Below are 16631 nucleotides of genomic sequence, written 5' to 3' on the forward strand. Positions count from 1 at the left end.
GGTAAATCATCCCCCGACCTGCATGAACGCCAATCGTGATCATGCACTGGATCGCGGGGCGAGCCCCGCCATCAACCCGCCGACCAGACCGGGCACGAGGGTGTCGTCCGGCCCGAGGTCGACCAGGCTTTCCAGCAGCGCCCGGTGGAAACACGCCCCCATCAGCAACGTGGCGGCGGCGTCGGGGTCGGCGTCCGGTCCGACGCGGCCGAGCCGCTGCTCCTCGCGCAGATAGGCGCCCAGCCGGTTGATCGGGATGTGCGGGCCGCCCCCGACATCGGCCAGCATCCGGCGAAAGCCGTCCAGCAGGGACGCCTCCGCCACCACTCCCGCGCTCAGCGGCAACGACCTGCGGTAGAAGACGACGGCGGCCTGGGCGAACTCCTCCAGGTTCTCCCGGACGGCGCCCTTGCCGACACGCTCGTTCAGCCGAGTCACGGCGGGCACCAAGGCCGGCACGCGTTCGAGCAGCACCGCCAGGAACAGGTCTTCCTTGCGGCTGAAGTGCTTGTAGAGCAGCGCCTCCGAGCATCCCGCCGCCCGGGCGATCTCCCTGGTCGTTGCCCGGGCCAGGCCGAGTTCCTGAATGACCTGTTCGGCTGCGGCGACGATGCGGTCGCGAGTGCCCACGGCTGACTCTTCCGGTCTTGACGGGTGAGTGGATGCTCACCACTATAGAGGTGAGTGAGTGTTCACTGACCACGAGAGGTCGATCGTGCGAATAACCGTTTTCGGCGTCACCCGAGGCACCGGGCGCCATTTCCTCCGGCTCGCGCTCGCCGAGGGACACGAGGTGGTCGCGGTCGCGCGCCGGCCGGAGGCCGTCACCGAGCAGCACCCCAACCTGTCCGTACGGCACGGCGACGTGATGGACCCCGCGACCCTCGATGTGAAGGGCGCGGACGCGGTGGTGTTCCTGGCGGGCCCGAGCGAGGGCGGTCCCACGCGGCTGTACTCCCGCGGCGGCGCCAACGTCATGGACGCCATGGCCGACCAGGACGTCCGCCGATTCGTCGCCGTGACCAACGCGCTCGGCGACCATCCCGCGCACACGACCGTCCAGCGGCTGCTGACCCGGGTGGCGCGGTCGACGGCGCTGCGGCACGTGCATCGTGACGCCCGCATCATGGAGCTCGACGTGCGCACACGCGACCTCGACTGGACGGTGATCCAGCCGCCCCGGCTGACCGACGAGCCCGCGTCGGGGGTCTACCGTACGGCGCTGAACGACGGCGTGGCCGGCGGGCTGAGCATCTCCCGGGAGGACCTCGCCCAGTATGCGCTCGCGGCCGTGACCTCGCCCGAGACGATCAGGGCGACGGTCGGCATCGGGTACTGACGGGCACGCCGAAACCCGTCAGGGCTACATCCATGCGGTGACATTATGCTCCGGTGACAACCGGCCTTTCGGATGAGACCTTGGTGCAGGGCTATCCGAAGGGGCCGATTCATGACCGGCTGGTCGGTTCCCGGATACCGGGAAGTGCGAGAGCTCGGCGCAGGCGGCGCGGGCAGAGTGGTGCTGGCGACGTACACGACGACCGGCGCCTATGTCGCGATCAAATACCTGCGTGACGAGCTGCGCGGAAATCGGCGTTTCCTGAACGACTTCCGCCAGGAAGCTCGCATCATGGTCGAGCTGAACGATCCGTCCATCGTGCGGCTCTACGAATACGTCGAGACCCGCGACGGCGCCGCCATCGTCATGGAGCTGGTCGACGGGGTTCCGTTGCGGCGCATCCTCAGCGAGCACGGCGCGACCAGCCCGGAGGCGGCGCTGGTCGTGCTGAAGGGCTCGCTGACCGGCCTGTCCCTCGCCCACGCCTCCGGAATCGTCCATCGCGACTACAAGCCGGAGAACGTGCTCATCCAGGCCGACGGCGCGAGCAAACTATCCGACTTCGGCATCGCGACCCCCAGTTCCGAGCCGGGCATCCCGGCGGGCACTCCCAGCTACATGGCGCCCGAGCAGTGGGACGCGGGAGCCGTCAGCCCCGCGACCGACGTCTACGCGGCGACGTGCGTGTTCTTCGAGTGCCTCACCGGACGCCGGCCGTACCACGCGGAGCATCCGGCGGCGCTCAGGCACCGGCACAAGACGGCGCCGATCCCGCTGGACGACGTGCCCGCCGGCCTCCGCGAGCTGGTGGGGCGGGGGCTCGCCAAGGACCCGGCCGACCGGCCGCCCACCGCGGGAACGTTCCTGGGAGAACTGGAAGACGCCGCGAGTGCCGAATACGGCCTCGACTGGGAGCAGCGCGGCCGGCGCAGGCTGGCGGAACTGGCCACGCTGCTGGCGCTGATGTTCCCGCTCGCCCGCCCGGCGGAGCCGGTCGAGGTGGCCACCTCGGTCGCCAGGACCGTGCTGACCAGGCGGCTCGTCTCGTCCGCGCCGCGTTTCGCCATCGGCGGCGCCGTGCTGTCCGCGCTGGTGGCCGCGACCCTGATCGCCGCCAACAACCAGGAGCCCGTGGCCCGCGACACGCCCATCTCCCCGCCTGTGCATTCCGGGACCGTTCCAACGCCGGGCAACTCACCGGGGACGTCCCCGGCCGCCTCGCCCTCGGGCAGTCCCTCTGCCGGCGTCTCCCCCAAACCCGATCCGTCCGGCACCGCCCCCGGCGGTGGCACGCCCGCGACTCCCGGGACCACTCCGGCACCGTCGACCGCGCCGCCGCCGGTGCCGCTGGTGGTGACGAGCCTCGGCGTCAGCGGATTCGACGGCCAGTCGGCGACGGTCCGGGTGAAGGCCACCAGCAAGAAGCGGGTGACGCTCACCGTCCGGTTCTTCGAAGGGTCGTCGCCGGACGCGCTCGTCTCGACCTCACCCCAGACGATCCCGCTCGAGGGCGCCACCTCCTACGAGTTCGGGGTGCAGCAGGGCTTCCCCCGGCCCGCCTGCGGCACCAGCGTCTATCGCAAGGTCGAGGCCATGACCGCCCCTGCCGCCAAGGGCGGCGCGCGGTCGAACGTGCTGCGGATCACGGGGGCACCGTGCCCGCCTGCGGCGGTGCGGGGCGTGAAGATCTCCAGCTGGGACGGCACGACGGTGAACGCCGACATCAGCACGAGCGGCACCGGACCGGTGAAGGTGACCGTCCAGTTCACCCGCGACCGCGAGATCGTCACCACCGTGACGCGGACGATCTCCGGGCAGACCGCCTACTCCTTCAGCGCGACCGCCGACCTCGGCCCGGCCGACTGCAAGAAGCGCACGTCGTACGGCGTGCGGATCGACACCGACCCGGCCGCCCCCGGTGGCACGCAGACGGCCGACCGCTGGATGACGGGCGAGTGCACCCCACAGGAGAGCACGCCACCGGCACGCGCGCCACAGTGAACGCCACAGTGAGCGCGGCTACTCGTCCGGCTCGTCGGCGTTCGGCAGCCGCCACGTCTCCGGGGTGATGAACAGGCCGGTCGCCTCAACCAGCGGCGTGCCGTCGGGAAGGGCGATCGTGCCGTCCGCCCACGTCTTGCGGCCCTCGACGCGGGTCGCCTCGGCCGAGGCCACGACCGGCCTGCCGTACGGCACGAGCCGTTTGTAGCGGATCGTCAGCGTGCCGGTGACGCCGGGCCTGCCGGCGGCCGCCACCGCGTCGCCGAGCAGATGGTCGAGGATCAACGCGGTGACGCCGCCGTGCACCGCGCCGGGCGGCCCCTCGTGGATGGGCCTGAAGTTCAGATCGGCGCGTGAGCCGCCCTCCGGCGGCCGCTCGACCTCCAGGGGGAGCGCGTGGGGGTTGCACGCGCCGACGACGGCGTTGCCCAGGTGCCGGAACGTTCCGTCGGGCGCGAACTCGTGGGGCAGCGTGCTCTCGCGCCTGACCGCGCGCAGGCGCTCGGTGAGGGCGACCAGTTCCGCGGTCACCGCCTCGATCTCGGTCTCGTCCACGTCGGTCAGCACGACCGCGTCCATCAGTTCCCTGGCCTGCTGTGCCAGCACAGCCAGGGCGGCCAGCTGCGCTTCCCCGCTGGCGAGCTCGATCGTCATGACGGTGATTCTAGACACAAGTTCTAGCCAAACCGGGCCATTTGTCATGTTTAGGTAGATAAACTTGACTTTGTCTGGAAATATCCCTTTTGCGTAGATAGCCTCCCGTCACGGAAGCCCCCCGACGGAACGGCAGGCCCAGACTTCACATGAGCCCCGAGATGAAGAAGCTGATCCACCTCCTCCAAGGCCAGATCGGATACACCGAGCAGGCGGGCGGCTACACCAAGTTCGGACATTGGTACAACACGGTCGAAAGTGACGCGAACTACTCCGGTCAGCCGTGGTGCGACATGTTCCTCTCGTGGGGGGCGCACAAGCTCGGCTATTCCCAGTGGTTCGGCCAGTTCGCGTGGACGGTCGGGCACGCCCGGTGGTTCCGGCAACACGACGCCTGGGGAACCACGCCCAAGCCCGGAGCGGTGGTCTTCTTCGACTGGTCCGGCACGAAGGTGATCGACGGCATCGACCACGTGGGAATCGTGACGAAGGTCGACGGCGACAAGATCCACACGATCGAGGGCAACGCCAGCAGCGGGGTCAGGGCCGAGGTGCGCGACCGGGGCTCCGTCGTCGGCTACGGATACCCCGACACCATCAGAACCCGGCTCCAGCAGAAGGAGGCGGCGGCCGCCGCTCCGTCGGCCAAGGTCGCGCCGTACGTGGTTCCGCGGGTGGTCCCGATGTCCATGCCGCCGTCCATGCCGCCGTCCATGCCGCCGTCCATGCCGCTGTCCCCGCCGCCGGCGCGGCCTGCCGCGTTCGCGACCGCGGGGGCGACGTCCATGGCGGCGACGTCCATGGCGGTGCCCGCGGTCATGCCGCTCTCACCGCAGGCCGCCGTCCTGGACACCGAACCGGCCGCGTCGCCGGCCGAACACGTGAAGCCGGTGAGCACCGAGTCCATGGCGATCGTCCCTTCGCTGGGCTTCGGAGACTCCGCAGTCATCGCGCCCGTACTCCTGGCCGCGCTCGCCCTCGCGTATCTGAAGATCCGCCGTGTCTCGGTACGGCAGGCCGCCGCAGCCTCCGACCTGCCCCCGGGGCATGGGCTTGGCCGTACGAACCGGAGGGACGGCGGGTGGGGCGCGGGCCTGCTCAACGCCGTGACCGACCGTCCGGGCCCGGCGTCACCCGCACCGTGGCCGGGTGGGCCTGAAGGCGGCGGGCAGGCCGCGAGGTGGAGCGGGGCCGATCCCGCGGAGGGCGGCGACCAGGCCGACTCCGCTGTGAGCGGGCAGGCCGTCGCGCGTCCTGCCGTCGCCGACCCCGCCGAAGAGGAGCCCCAGGCCGACGTCCGCCGGACGTACTTCATGCCGGATCGTCCGTACAGGCCGGTCCGCCGGTTCAGCCTCTATCAGGCCGGCGAGGGCATCGCGAACGCCCTGGAGGCGACGTGGGCCGCGGGCCACACCGACGATCAGGGCGAACGCGATCGGGGCGGCCAGGCTGTCGCAGATCCCGGTGACGACGCGCCCACCGCGGCGATGTGGGCGTTCCCCGAAGCGGCGGAGCGGACCGGGCCTCAGGAAGCGCCGCCTGCCTGGGCGCGCGGTGAGCGAGGTGACGACGAGACGGGCCGTTACACCGGCGCCGTCGGAGCCGGCTGGGCCTTCCCCTCACCCGCCGATGCCGTCGCCGATCCGCCCGCCGACCCCGAGCCGCCCGCCGCGCCTCCGGCACCCGCTCGCAAGCGCGGGAGGCACCGGAAGACCTGAGCTGCGGCACTGCATGATCACGATTCGCATCACCGCAGGTCAAGTTGAGAACTGCCGAACTTCTGCATGATCACGGGACAAGGGGTGGCTGCGTGATCACGCCCACGGGCAGGTCGGGGAAACAAATTGAGGCATCACGGCGGTGCGCAGGCGGTGAACGCCGGTGTCCCCGTAAGCCGACGCCAGAGACCACACGCGCGCGAGCCACAATTTGAGGTCGGGCTCGCCGGCGTACCCGTCCGCCCCGTACACCTTCAACGCCATCGTGGCGGCCGAAGCGGCGGCCTCCCCCGCCGCCGCCTTGGCTGCACTCACCACTCGGTCGACCTCCCCCACCCCGCTCCTCAGTACCGCCTCGCCCGCTCCGCTCCCGGCCACGCCGTGTCGGACGCTTCCGCGGTGCACGGCTTCGGCGGCCGCGTAGACGAGTGACGCGGCGAGGTCGATCGCGACGGCGACATCGGCCAGCCGTCGTTTGATCGCCTGGAAGGCCGCCACGGGCACGCCGAACTGCTTGTGCCGCCTCGCGTAGTCGGTGGAGACCTCCAGCACGCGCCTGGCCAGCCCCACCAACTGGGCGGCCACCGCGACGGTCGCCGCACGCAGGGCAGGCCTGGCCGGCCGGAACGCCCGGCGCGTGCGCGCCGCCACGCCACCGGTGGAATCGCCTGGAGAGTCACCTAAAGAGTCCTCTGGGGAGTCGATCGTCACGCTGAACAGGCGGCGCACCGGATCGATCCCGGGTTCGGGCGTGCAGCGCGCCCGCGCGGCGGGGACGATCCACGGCTCCCCGTCTCCCTGCTCGGGCGATCCGCGCCTTTCCATGACGAGCAGGTCGGCGAGGTCGGCGTCCGGCACGTAGACCTGGTCCCCGAGCCGGGCGGAGACGCAGAGCCGGCCGGCCGCCAGCCGGGCGAGCAGGTCGCCGTCGTCCAATGTCAGCGGGCCGACCGCCGCGGTCTCGACGACGGGCCCGGGCAGAGCGGCCCTGCCGGTCTCCTCGAACGCCAGAATCACGTCGGCCAGTCCGCGGCCCAGGCCGCCACGCTCCTGCGGGACGAGGGCTCCGAAGAATCCCATGGCGGCGAGCTGGGGCCAGGCCGGCAGGCGCGCCTCACGGTGGGACGCCCCGGCCGCCTCCCCTACGGCGTGCGCGGGGCAGTGCCGGGCGAGCACCTCCCTCACCGCGAGCGCGTACGCGATCTGCTCGTCGGTGAAGGGGAACGTCATCTCCACACATCGACATGTACGGCCTGCGTACGGGATCACGCCATGGCGAAGGCTGCCAAGGGCGGGCGCCTCCATCGGCACGCGGCCACCGGCAGCTCGCGCCTCGCCCGGTGCTCAGCCGTACAGGGATCGTCTGACGACGGCGCAGAGCGTGTCCACGGCCTCGTCGGAGGGATCTGCGGCGAAGACGGCGAATTTCATCCGCACCAGAGCCTGGGCCAGTCTCTCGGGCGCAGGGCCGGGCAGAGCGTCTCCCTCGCTTCTGTCGCGGGCGATCCTGGCGGCGACCTGGTTGAGATAGCCGCGCACGACGTGTTCGCGAAACTCGGCGAACTCCGGGTCTTCGGCGAGAAGGGCCTGCCTGAGCAGCGGCCCGTGTTCCCGCCAGAGCCGTGCGCTCACCGCCAGGGCCTCACGCAAGGCGTCCGGGTCGTCCCCCGATCCGTCGAGCCAGCGGCGGGCTGCCGCGCCCATCTCCTCCGCGACGTCGTCGAGCAACGCCTCCAGCACGGCGGTCTTGGAGTCGAAGTAGAAGTAGAAACCGGAGCGGGAGATGCCCGCCCCCGCCGCGAGCATGTCGATCGTGATCTGGCCGACGGGGACGGATCCGAGCAGCTCACGAGCGGTGTTCAGGATCGCCTGCTCGCGGATGTCTCCCTTGGTGGCCGTCTTGCGCCTCGCCATGCGATCACGATACTCAACGTGGCGTTGGGAATTATCGACGCGATGTCGACTCTTGTAGCGATAGCGGACCACATCTATGAGGAGAAGCACCATGAGCCGGATTTACACCGCCATCGCCACCGCCACCGGGCGTGAGGGCCGGGCCGTCACCAGCGACGGCAAGCTCGACGTACAACTGGACCGGCCGGCCGAGATGGGTGGCGAGGGCGCGGGGACCAACCCCGAGCAGCTGTTCGCCGCGGGATACTCCGCCTGTTTCGCCAGCGCGTTGGCCCTCGTCGGCAAGCGCATGAACCTGGACGTGTCGGACGCCTCGGTGACCGCCGAGGTCGGCCTCGCCGCGGTGGACGGTGGCGGGTACGGGCTCGAGGTGACGCTCCGGGTCGAACTGCCCGAGGAGCTCCAGGGCGAGGTGGGCACCAAGCTCGTGGAGGCGACGCACCAGGTCTGCCCGTACTCCAATGCCACGCGCGGCAACATCCCGGTCGAGCTCGTCGTCGAGTAGGCGACCGATCACCGAATGAACAAATAAAACGCGGAATCGCTTGCGATCTCCTGCGTCCGGGGTCACATTTCCGGTGAACGTTCAAGCATTGCGCCGCGTCCTACTCACGACAGCGGGACGGAGCAAAAGGGGGTGACCGCCGGCCCATGGAATCGCAGATGGTCACAGTGGGTCGCGCGAACATCCTGGACAGGGTGGTCGCGGCCGTGTCCGAGACGCCGCGCATGATCCTGATCGACGGCGAGCCCGGCATCGGCAAGACCCACCTCCTCGGAGAAGTGATCACCCGGCTGCCGGGCTTCCGCGTGCTCCGGGGGCAGGCGCGGGAGCTGGACGGCGGCCTGGCCTACGCCTCGCTCACCGGTGCGTTCGGCGCGCTCACCGATGAGGCACCGGAACAGCTCGCCGCGCTTCACCAGGCGATCGACGACGCGGCCCACGGTCACTCCCCCGCTGCCCCGGCGATCCTCGCGGCCCAGCTCATCGAGTCCCTTCCGGGGCGGACGCTGATCGCCATCGACGACCTCCACCTCGCCGACGCCGACACGCTCAACGTGCTGCGCCGGCTGCCCCGCCGTGTCCCCCGGCTGTCCATCCTCGGTACGGCCCGCCGCCCCCCGGCCCTCGACGTCGATCTGGCCATCAAGCTCGAGCCGCTGTCGAGGCAGGAGGTGGCCGCGCTCGTCACGAACCTGCTGGGCCGTACGCCCAGCGAGACGATCGTCCGCCGGGTCCACACCGCCAGCAGCGGCAACCCGTGGTTCGCCCAGGAGGCCGTGCTGACCCTGGTCCAGGGCGGCGCGGTGTGGTCGCCCGACCCGGAGGCCCGCCGCGGCTCCATCCTGCGCCGGCTGTTCCAGCGCGACGAGAGCGGCAGGAAGCTCGCGAGGGTGCTCGCCGCGTTGTCGCGCACCCGGGAGACCATCGACCTCGCGCCGCTCGCCGAGCTCGCCGGACTCAGCCCGCGCGAGGCCGAGCACGCGTTCGACGGCCTGGTCCGCGACGGCATCGTCACCCGTACGGCCGAGGGCTACGGCCTGGCCCACCCGCTGGTCGCCGAGGCGCTCTACGACGACCTCGCCGTGACCGAGCGGCGCAGAGTCCACTCCCGCATCGCCGAGCTGCTCCAGCGCGACGGCCTGACCGGCACCCGGCGTATCCTCGAATGGACCGCGCACGTGGCCGAAGGCGGCTCCCCCGGCGAGGCGCTGCCCGCGATGATGCACGCCGCCCAGCTCACCCGCTGGACGGCGCCGCTGTCTGCTGCGCACTGGTACGGCAGGGCGGCCGAGATCTCCGACGACAAGGGCGACCTGCTGGCCAGGCAGGCCATGTCGTACTGGAAGGGTTCACGCCCCGCCCTCGCCCTCAACTCCGGGCAGCGGGCGCTGGCCGTCCTCCCGCCCGGCCGAAGGCACACCCGCACCGCCCACACCGCCGTCGGCGCCGCCCACGCCATGGGGTGGTACGAGGTGGCTCTGGCCATCGCCGACCAGCAGCTCCCGCACGCCGACGACCCGACGGCCCTGCTCGCCCAGCAGTCCCTGATCATGGCGGAGCTCGGTCAGGAGAGCGACGAACAGGCCAGGCGGGCCTGGGAGGGTCTGGCCGACTGCCCGCCGGAGGACCGCGTCGTCGCCGGGGGCTCCCTGGCCATCCGGTCGCTGATCCAGGGCGACTGGGCGGCGTCCCAGCGGGCCGTCGACGACCTGCTCGGATATTCGGCGGCGCTGCCCCCGGGGGCACGGCTCGCGTCGCTGGAATCCGCGGCCCACGTGATGTCCGTAGCCGGGCTGCGCTCCAAGACCGTCGAGCTGCTCGACCAGGCCGAGCAGATCCACCGCGGGCTCGGCTGGCATGACATCGCCGGACAACATGTGAGGACCACCGCGGTCCTGCGGCGGCTCAGCGGCGAATGGGACCAGGCTCTCGAAGAGATCGCCGCGGGCGCGGGCGCGATGGCCGAAGCCGGGCTGCTCGAAAACCTCGGGCTGCTGCGCAACATCCAGCTCGACATCCTGCTCGACCAGGGCAGAACCGACGAGGCCGAACGCATCCTGGCCGACCCGCCGCCCGACTGCCCCATGCAGACCGGGCTGCGGCACACGTTGTTCGCCAGGCTCGCGCTGCAGCGGGGCGACCGGGCCACGGCGCGCCGAGAGCTCGAGCGCGCCATCGAGCTCGGCGTGCCCGACGTGCTTCACCGTGCTCTGGCCGTACAGGTGATGCTGCACGTCGCCGCGGGCGACGACGCGGCGGCGCGCGATGCCGCCGCCGAACTCGCGGACCGATCGGTCAGCGGGACGCCGCGGGCGCAACTCGCGGCCGACCTGTCGATGGGCCGGGCCTTCCAGGACCGCTCACGGGTCGGTGCGGCCCTGGAGCGGGCACGCGCCGACGGCCTGCCGTTCGAGGAGGCTCAGGCCAGGTTCCTCCTCGGTGCGCTCGGCGACCGGATGCAGCTGCCGCGGGCGCACTCGATCTTCGTGAGGCTGGGCGCGGTGCCGTGGCAGGAGGCGGCGGAGCGGCGCATCCGCGACGCCGGTCTGGTGCCGGCGGCGGCGACCCGGCTGACCCCCAGCGAACGCCGGGTGATCGCCCTGGTCGCGGGTGGAATGAGCAATCCCCAGATCGCCGAGGAGCTCCACTACAGCCGCAAGACGGTGGAGGTCTACCTGACCCGCGTGTACGCCAAGACCGGCATCAAATCCCGGGTGGAGCTCGCCTTGGCCGTGGCCCGTGGGGAGCTCTAGGGACATCCCTACTGGGCGCGGGGAGCAGGCTCGGCCACGCTCTATCACATGACTTCGCCGATCCTCGAATACGCCGACAAGGTATGGCGTGGAACCGTCAGTGCGGATGAGGTGCCCCTGTCCGCCCTGAGGGCCCACGGCGCCCAGGAAGTGGCCTACGGCGTGGCGATGTGGCCGGCGTTCGGAAACGTCTATGCGATCCGGGGCGACGAGGGACTCGCCCTTTTCGACACGGGCAACGCCGTCGACGCGCCTGCGATGTTCAAAGCCATCCGGAGCTGGTGCGACCAGCCCGTCAAGTACGCGATCTTCTCCCACGGGCATCTCGACCACGTCGCCGGCACCGAGGCGTTCGACGAGGAGAACGGCCCGCGGCCCATCGTGGTCGCGCAGGAGGGCATCGCCAAACGGTTCGCCCGGTATGGCCGGACCGCCGGCTACAACTCCGTGATCGACCAGCGGCAGTTCGGCTTCATCCGGATGACGTGGCCGACGAGTTACCGCCTGCCCGACCTCACCTACCAGAACCGGATGAACCTGTCCCTCGGCGACGTCACCTTCCAGTTGCGGCACGCCCGCGGCGAGACCGACGACGCGACCTGGGCCTTCCTGCCCGAGCGGGGAGTTCTGCTGACCGGCGACCTGTTCGTCTGGGTCGCCCCCAGCGCGGGCGGCCCGCAGAAGGTGCAGCGCTACCCCGACGAGTGGGCGGTGGCGCTGCGCAAGATGGCCACGATGAACGCGGAGATCCTCCTGCCCGGTCACGGGCTCCCCATCGTCGGCGCCGAGCGTGTACGGCAGGCCCTCGTCGACACCGCCGACTACCTCGACAGCCTGGTCGAGCAGACCCTCGACCTGATGAACGCAGGCGCCCGCCTGGACGAGATCCTGCACGTCGTGAAGCCGCCGGCCGAGCTGGCCGACCGGGTCTACCTCAAGGCCTACTACGACGAGCCCGAGTTCATCGTCCGCAACATCTGGCGGTTGCACGGCGGCTGGCACGACGGCAACCCCGCCCACCTGAAGCCGGCGCCGGACGCGGTCTTCGCCAAGGCGGTCGCGGAGATGGCAGCGGGCGCGGCGTCCGTCGCCGGCCGGGCCGTGGCGGCGGCGGCCGAGGGAGACCTGCGCCTTGCCTGCCAGCTCGTGGAGCTCGCCGCTCAGGCCGATCCGGACGACCACAAGGTGCATGAGATCAGGGCCCGGGTGTACGCACTCCGCGTCCAGCAGGAGACGGGGGCGCTGGCTCGAGGCATCTTCGCCTGGGCGGCGGCCGAGTCCCGCAGCAAAATCACTGGGCTGGACATCCTCGACGTCTACAACGAGGTGGCCGGAGGGCAGATGTGGTGGATCCCCGGCAGCACCCGCTGACCATCCGGACGGCTGCAAGGCAACCGGCAACCGGCAGCCGGAGAGTCGGGCGTGCGGACAGCTGCCCGGCAGCCAACGGGGCGGGCGTGCGGAGGGGCCACGCCCGCCTCATTTTTGCCGTGATCATGCAGAACTTCGACGACACACCCGCTGACCTGCCCACCCCCGTTTCGTGATCATGCAGAACTTCGGGGACATGGCAGCTGAGCTGGTGAAATGCCATTCGTGATCATGCACATCTTCGCCGAAGCAGCCCCCCACCTGCCGAGTTCCCTTCCGTGATCATGCAGCACCCGGCATCGGACCCACGTACATCAGTGCACCGCTGCATGATCACGAAATGCATGCCTGCAGGTCGGCACATGCTCACCAGGTATTTGCGCATGATCACGATCGACGTTTTCCCTTGTCGAAGGCCGAACCGCCGAACTTCTGCATGATCACGGAGGGCGTTCGCCCAGGTCACAGCGCAATCCGTCGAACTTCTGCATGATCACGGCCCGTGAAGGTGCAGGTCAGGCGGCGCGTCCCCGAACTTCTGCATGATCACGCGCAAAAACGGGGTGGGGTGGGTGGATAACCTTTTGAGCGTGTTGGAACAGATCACGGCGACGAGGTACGTCACCCCACTTCGTGAGGGTGGCTCACTCCCCGGCGTCGTCGAAGCCGATGACCTCGGCACATATGTCGTGAAATTCCGGGGAGCCGGCCAGGGCCGCCGCGTCCTCGTCGCAGAGATCATCTGCGCCGAGCTCGCCCGCCGACTCGGCTTCGCCACTCCCGAGCTGAAGATCATCGATCTCGACCCTCAGCTCGGCGCCCGCGAGCCCGACGAAGAGATCCAGGATCTGCTCACCGCGAGCGCGGGCCACAACCTCGCCATCGACTTCCTGCCCGGCGCCCTCGGCTTCGATCCCCTCGCGTGGGAACCCGACGCCGCCTTCTCCTCGCGCCTCCTGTGGTTCGACGCGCTCATCCACAACGTGGACCGCAGCTGGCGCAACCCCAACCTCCTCGTCTGGCACGGCGGGGTGTGGCTGATCGACCACGGGGCGGCCCTGTGGTTCCACCACAACTGGCCGACCGCCGACCCCCAGCGCCGATTCGACGCGGGCGACCACGTGCTCGCGCCGTTCGCCACCGAACTCGCCGAGGCCGACGCCGAGCTGAGCGCGTTGATCACTCCCGAGCTGCTCGACACGGTCATCTCCCTCGTACCGGACGAATGGCTCGACGGCGAGCCCGGTTTCGCCGACGCCTCCGCCGTACGGCAGGCCTACGCCGATCATCTGCTCGCCCGCGCACGGGGCCCGCGGGCCTGGCTGCCTGATCTGACGGCGACTCCGCCCGCGCCCCGCCGCGAGCGCACCACCATCGGGGGCTTCTGGCGCGCCACGCGAGGTGAGGGCGCATGACCAGGGACGTCTACGAATACGCGGTGATCCGCGTGGTGCCCAGCGTCGAGCGGGGAGAACTGGTCAACGCCGGCGTCATCGTCTACTGCCAGCCCCGCGGCTACCTGTGCGCGCGCGTCGAGCTCGACGAGACCCGGCTGCTGTCCCTGTGCGCCACCGTCGACCTCGCCGGGGTACGGCACGCGCTCATGGCCTACGAGGTCGCCTGCGGCGACGACGCGGGCCCGATGCGCAAGGAGTCGCTCGGCAGCCGCTTCCGCTGGCTCACGGCGCCGCGCAGCACGGTGGTGCAGACGGGCCCGGTGCATGCCGGTCTGACCGCCGATCCGGCGGCCGAGCTGGACCACCTCATGGAACGCCTGGTCAGAACAGCACGGACATGAACGTGTCGACCTCGCGGAACCCGACGCGGCGGTAGGCCGCCCTGGCCGGCGTGTTGTAGTCGTTGACGTACAACGTGACCAGCGGGGCGAAGTACTTCAGCGCCTGCTCGACCACGGTGGCCATGCCGGCGACGGCGTGTCCGCGCCCGCGGTAGTCGGGGTGCACCCACACGCCCTGGATCTGGCAGGCCTGGGGGGTGACCGCCCCGATCTCCGCCTTGAAGACGACCTGCCCGTCCTCGATCCGGGCGTAGGACCTGCCGATGCGGATGAGCTCGGCCACCCTCGACCGGTACAGCGCGCCGCCGTCGCCGTTGTCGGGTGAGACGCCGACCTCCTCGGTGAACATCGCCACGCATGCGGGCAGGAGGATGCCGAACTGCTCGGGGGTGACCCTCCGTACAAGGGGGTCGGGCTCGGCGATGGGCGCGGAACCGGTCGCCATGACGGGCTGCGCCCACCTGATCGCGCGGGCGCTGCCCCAGTGCGGCTCGATGCGCTCCCAGAACTGCTCGACGGCCGTGGCGGGCCCGACGATCGACGAGCACCGTCTGCCCTGCTTGCGGGCGCGTTCGGCGAACGCCTGTACGGCCTCGCGGCCGGCGTTGACCGGGACCAGGTTGGCCCCCGCATAGCAGAGGGAGACAAGCCCGCCACGCGGCCCGAAGCCCCACATCTGGCCACCCAGGCGCGACGGGTTCAAACCGACAGTCCTGACCCGGGAGGCGACGAAGACGTTCGCGACGGGGTCGGCGTCGAGGAGCGCCAGCACCTCCTCGCGATCACTGTCGTCGAGCACGCGCGACGCCGATGTACGCAGCATCACGCGCCCAGCCTACGCGAGGAGCAGACCTTTTGTTGTTACCGATCAGACACGGACGGACGCCGCCTATCGGACCACCGCCGGTCCCCGCGCATGCGCGGCCATGCGGGTGAGGGGCTTGGGATCGGGAGGCGCCGGGCAGGCCGCGTCGGGCGCCGCTGCCTTGCGCTCGGGGAGCGAGGCGGGGTCGCGCAGGTATGCGGCGAGGTAGCGGTCGGCGCACGCGCTCCCCGCTAGGGAGACGCCGTGTTCTCCTCCGCCCTGGCTGACCAGCCGCGCGGTGGGGAACAGCCGGCGCATGTGGACCGCGCCCTCCTGCGGGGTGGCGGCGTCGTCCTCGGACTGGAGCAGCAGGACGGGCGGGACCTCTCCGGTGCCCACCCGCACCGGCTTGCCTCCGCGTTCCGGCCAGAAGGCGCAGGGAGCGTTGTAGACGGCGTTGGGCCACGCCATGAAGGACGCCGTGCCGTTGATCTTCTCGGTGTCGGTGTGCCAGCGGTCCCAGGTTCGCGGCCATACGGCGTCACGGCACTGGATGCCGAGGTAGACGGCGTAGGAGTTCTCCTCCTTCTCGTCGACCTCCGACTCGCTGCGGTAGAGGGCGACCAGGCCGGTGGTGTCGGCCTTGAGCACGTAGTCGGAGAACGCCTGGGCGATCTTCGGCCACAGGCTGCTCGAATACGCGCCCGCCGCGAAGATGTCGTCGAGCTCGCTCGGGCCGACGACCCCGCCGGCCGGCTGTGCCTTGAGCCGCCCCCGCAGGGCGCTCCAGGCGAAGGTCACCGCGGCCAGAGAGCCGCCCAGCCGGTAGGTCTCCTGATTTCGGGCCACCCAGGCCAGGAACTCCTTGTGCCGCCGGTCGAAGCTGTAGTCCTGGGCGAGGTTGGCCTTGTACCAGACGCCGCTGGGATCGACCACGCTGTCCAGCACCAGCCGCCGCACCCGCTGGGGGAAGAGCGTGGCGTAGACCGCCCCCAGGTAGGAGCCGTACGAGTAGCCCAGATAACTGATCTTGTCCTCGCCCAGGGCGGCGCGGACGACGTCCATGTCCCTGGCGGTGTTCTCGGTGGTGAGGTAGGGCAGGAACCACGCCCACCGGTTGCCGCAGGCGCGCGCGTACTCGCGGGCGCGGGCGACCAGCACGTCCTCGGCCGCCTTGACGTGCGGAATGTTGTCCGGACGCGGCGCGGCGTAGTAGCGCGCCGGGTCCACGCACCTCAGCGCGGGCTCGCTGGCCCCCACGCCGCGCGGGTCGAATCCGATCACGTCGTACCGCGCGGCGACGTCCCTCGGCAGCGTGGCCGCCACGTAGCGCGCCATGTCGAGGCCGGAGGCGCCGGGCCCGCCGGGGTTGACCAGCAGCGCCCCCAGATGGCCGGCGGCGGGGGCGGCCGAGCTGCGCACCCGGTTGAGCGCCAGCGAGATCTGCTGGCCGAGCGGCTCCATGTGGTCGAGCGGCACCCGCACGGTCGCGCATTCCACGACGAACGGCGAAGGGTTCCTGCGCGGCGCCGGGTTCGGCCCCAGGGCCGCGCCGAGGGCCGACGTGCCGCCCTGCCCGCACGGGCCCCAGGCGATCGCCCTCTTGGGAGCGGCCCTCGCCCCATCCGGCCCGACGCCGAGCACGGCACCCAGCATCGTGACGCTCATGACGACCCCGACGACCCGCTTCACCGGCACGCCCCCTCTGCTCACACGGCAGAGGCCAGCTTCCCGGACGTGATCGCAGGCCTACGCGGGGCACACGCGAACGAC

General features: G+C 70.9%; 14 protein-coding genes. 8 read left to right on the forward strand and 6 right to left on the reverse strand.

The window, feature by feature from the left end; translation table 11 throughout:
• Nucleotides 1–39: 39 nt before the first annotated feature.
• Entirely contained in the window at nt 40–630 is a 591-nt protein-coding gene (locus Pth03_RS17670; protein WP_203945389.1) for a TetR/AcrR family transcriptional regulator, read from the reverse strand.
• Nucleotides 631–688: 58 nt separating this feature from the next.
• Here Pth03_RS17670 and Pth03_RS17675 point away from each other — a divergent pair, with 58 nt between their 5' ends.
• Together Pth03_RS17675 and Pth03_RS17680 are read left to right on the forward strand one after the other, a co-directional pair.
• Nucleotides 689–1339 carry an NAD(P)-dependent oxidoreductase gene (locus Pth03_RS17675; protein ID WP_203945390.1) on the forward strand — a complete coding sequence of 217 codons (651 nt, stop codon included), beginning with the start codon at nt 689–691 and terminating at the stop codon, nt 1337–1339.
• Nucleotides 1340–1450: 111 nt separating this feature from the next.
• Entirely contained in the window at nt 1451–3340 is a 1890-nt protein-coding gene (locus tag Pth03_RS17680) for a serine/threonine-protein kinase (protein WP_203945391.1), read from the forward strand.
• An 18-nt stretch (nt 3341–3358) separates the two neighbouring features.
• Here the strand turns inward: Pth03_RS17680 and Pth03_RS17685 are convergent, their stop codons facing one another.
• Nucleotides 3359–3994, reverse strand: coding sequence for a PaaI family thioesterase (locus tag Pth03_RS17685; RefSeq protein WP_203945392.1), 636 nt, complete (start codon nt 3992–3994; stop codon nt 3359–3361).
• Nucleotides 3995–4143: 149 nt separating this feature from the next.
• Between Pth03_RS17685 and Pth03_RS17690 the strand changes: the two genes are divergently transcribed.
• Nucleotides 4144–5712, forward strand: a complete 1569-nt coding sequence (locus Pth03_RS17690; protein WP_203945393.1) for a CHAP domain-containing protein — start codon at nt 4144–4146, stop codon at nt 5710–5712.
• 96 nt (nt 5713–5808) lie between these two features.
• On the opposite strand, the gene Pth03_RS17695 is transcribed toward Pth03_RS17690, so the two are convergent.
• A complete protein-coding gene (locus Pth03_RS17695; protein ID WP_203945394.1) occupies nt 5809–6942 on the reverse strand; it encodes an acyl-CoA dehydrogenase family protein in 1134 nt (377 codons plus the stop codon).
• A gap of 114 nt (nt 6943–7056) precedes the next feature.
• Complete coding sequence (locus Pth03_RS42125) at nt 7057–7626, reverse strand: TetR/AcrR family transcriptional regulator (protein ID WP_203945395.1); 570 nt, start codon at nt 7624–7626, stop codon at nt 7057–7059.
• A gap of 91 nt (nt 7627–7717) precedes the next feature.
• Between Pth03_RS42125 and Pth03_RS17705 the strand changes: the two genes are divergently transcribed.
• The 5 genes from Pth03_RS17705 to Pth03_RS17725 all read left to right on the forward strand — a co-directional run bounded on the left by Pth03_RS17705 (nt 7718) and on the right by Pth03_RS17725 (nt 14053).
• Nucleotides 7718–8131: an organic hydroperoxide resistance protein gene (locus tag Pth03_RS17705; protein ID WP_203945396.1), complete on the forward strand. Its 414-nt coding sequence runs from the start codon at nt 7718–7720 to the stop codon at nt 8129–8131.
• Between the two features lie 158 nt (nt 8132–8289).
• Nucleotides 8290–10884 (forward strand): AAA family ATPase, encoded by a 2595-nt coding sequence (locus tag Pth03_RS17710; protein ID WP_203945397.1) that lies wholly within the window; start codon nt 8290–8292, stop codon nt 10882–10884.
• A gap of 48 nt (nt 10885–10932) precedes the next feature.
• Entirely contained in the window at nt 10933–12255 is a 1323-nt protein-coding gene (locus Pth03_RS17715; RefSeq protein ID WP_203945398.1) for an alkyl sulfatase dimerization domain-containing protein, read from the forward strand.
• Between the two features lie 590 nt (nt 12256–12845).
• Entirely contained in the window at nt 12846–13670 is an 825-nt protein-coding gene (locus Pth03_RS17720) for a HipA family kinase (RefSeq protein WP_203945399.1), read from the forward strand.
• Entirely contained in the window at nt 13667–14053 is a 387-nt protein-coding gene (locus Pth03_RS17725; RefSeq protein WP_203945400.1) for a DUF3037 domain-containing protein, read from the forward strand. The genes Pth03_RS17720 and Pth03_RS17725 overlap by 4 nt, the downstream gene beginning before the upstream one ends.
• Here Pth03_RS17725 and Pth03_RS17730 read toward each other — a convergent pair.
• On the reverse strand, nt 14034–14876 hold the full coding sequence (locus Pth03_RS17730; RefSeq protein WP_203945427.1) for a GNAT family N-acetyltransferase: 843 nt from the start codon (nt 14874–14876) through the stop codon (nt 14034–14036). The genes Pth03_RS17725 and Pth03_RS17730 overlap by 20 nt on opposite strands.
• A gap of 66 nt (nt 14877–14942) precedes the next feature.
• On the reverse strand, nt 14943–16556 hold the full coding sequence (locus tag Pth03_RS17735; protein WP_239119117.1) for an alpha/beta hydrolase: 1614 nt from the start codon (nt 16554–16556) through the stop codon (nt 14943–14945).
• Nucleotides 16557–16631 lie beyond the last annotated feature (75 nt).

The organism is Planotetraspora thailandica, from assembly GCF_016863335.1.
Classification (GTDB): domain Bacteria; phylum Actinomycetota; class Actinomycetes; order Streptosporangiales; family Streptosporangiaceae; genus Planotetraspora; species Planotetraspora thailandica.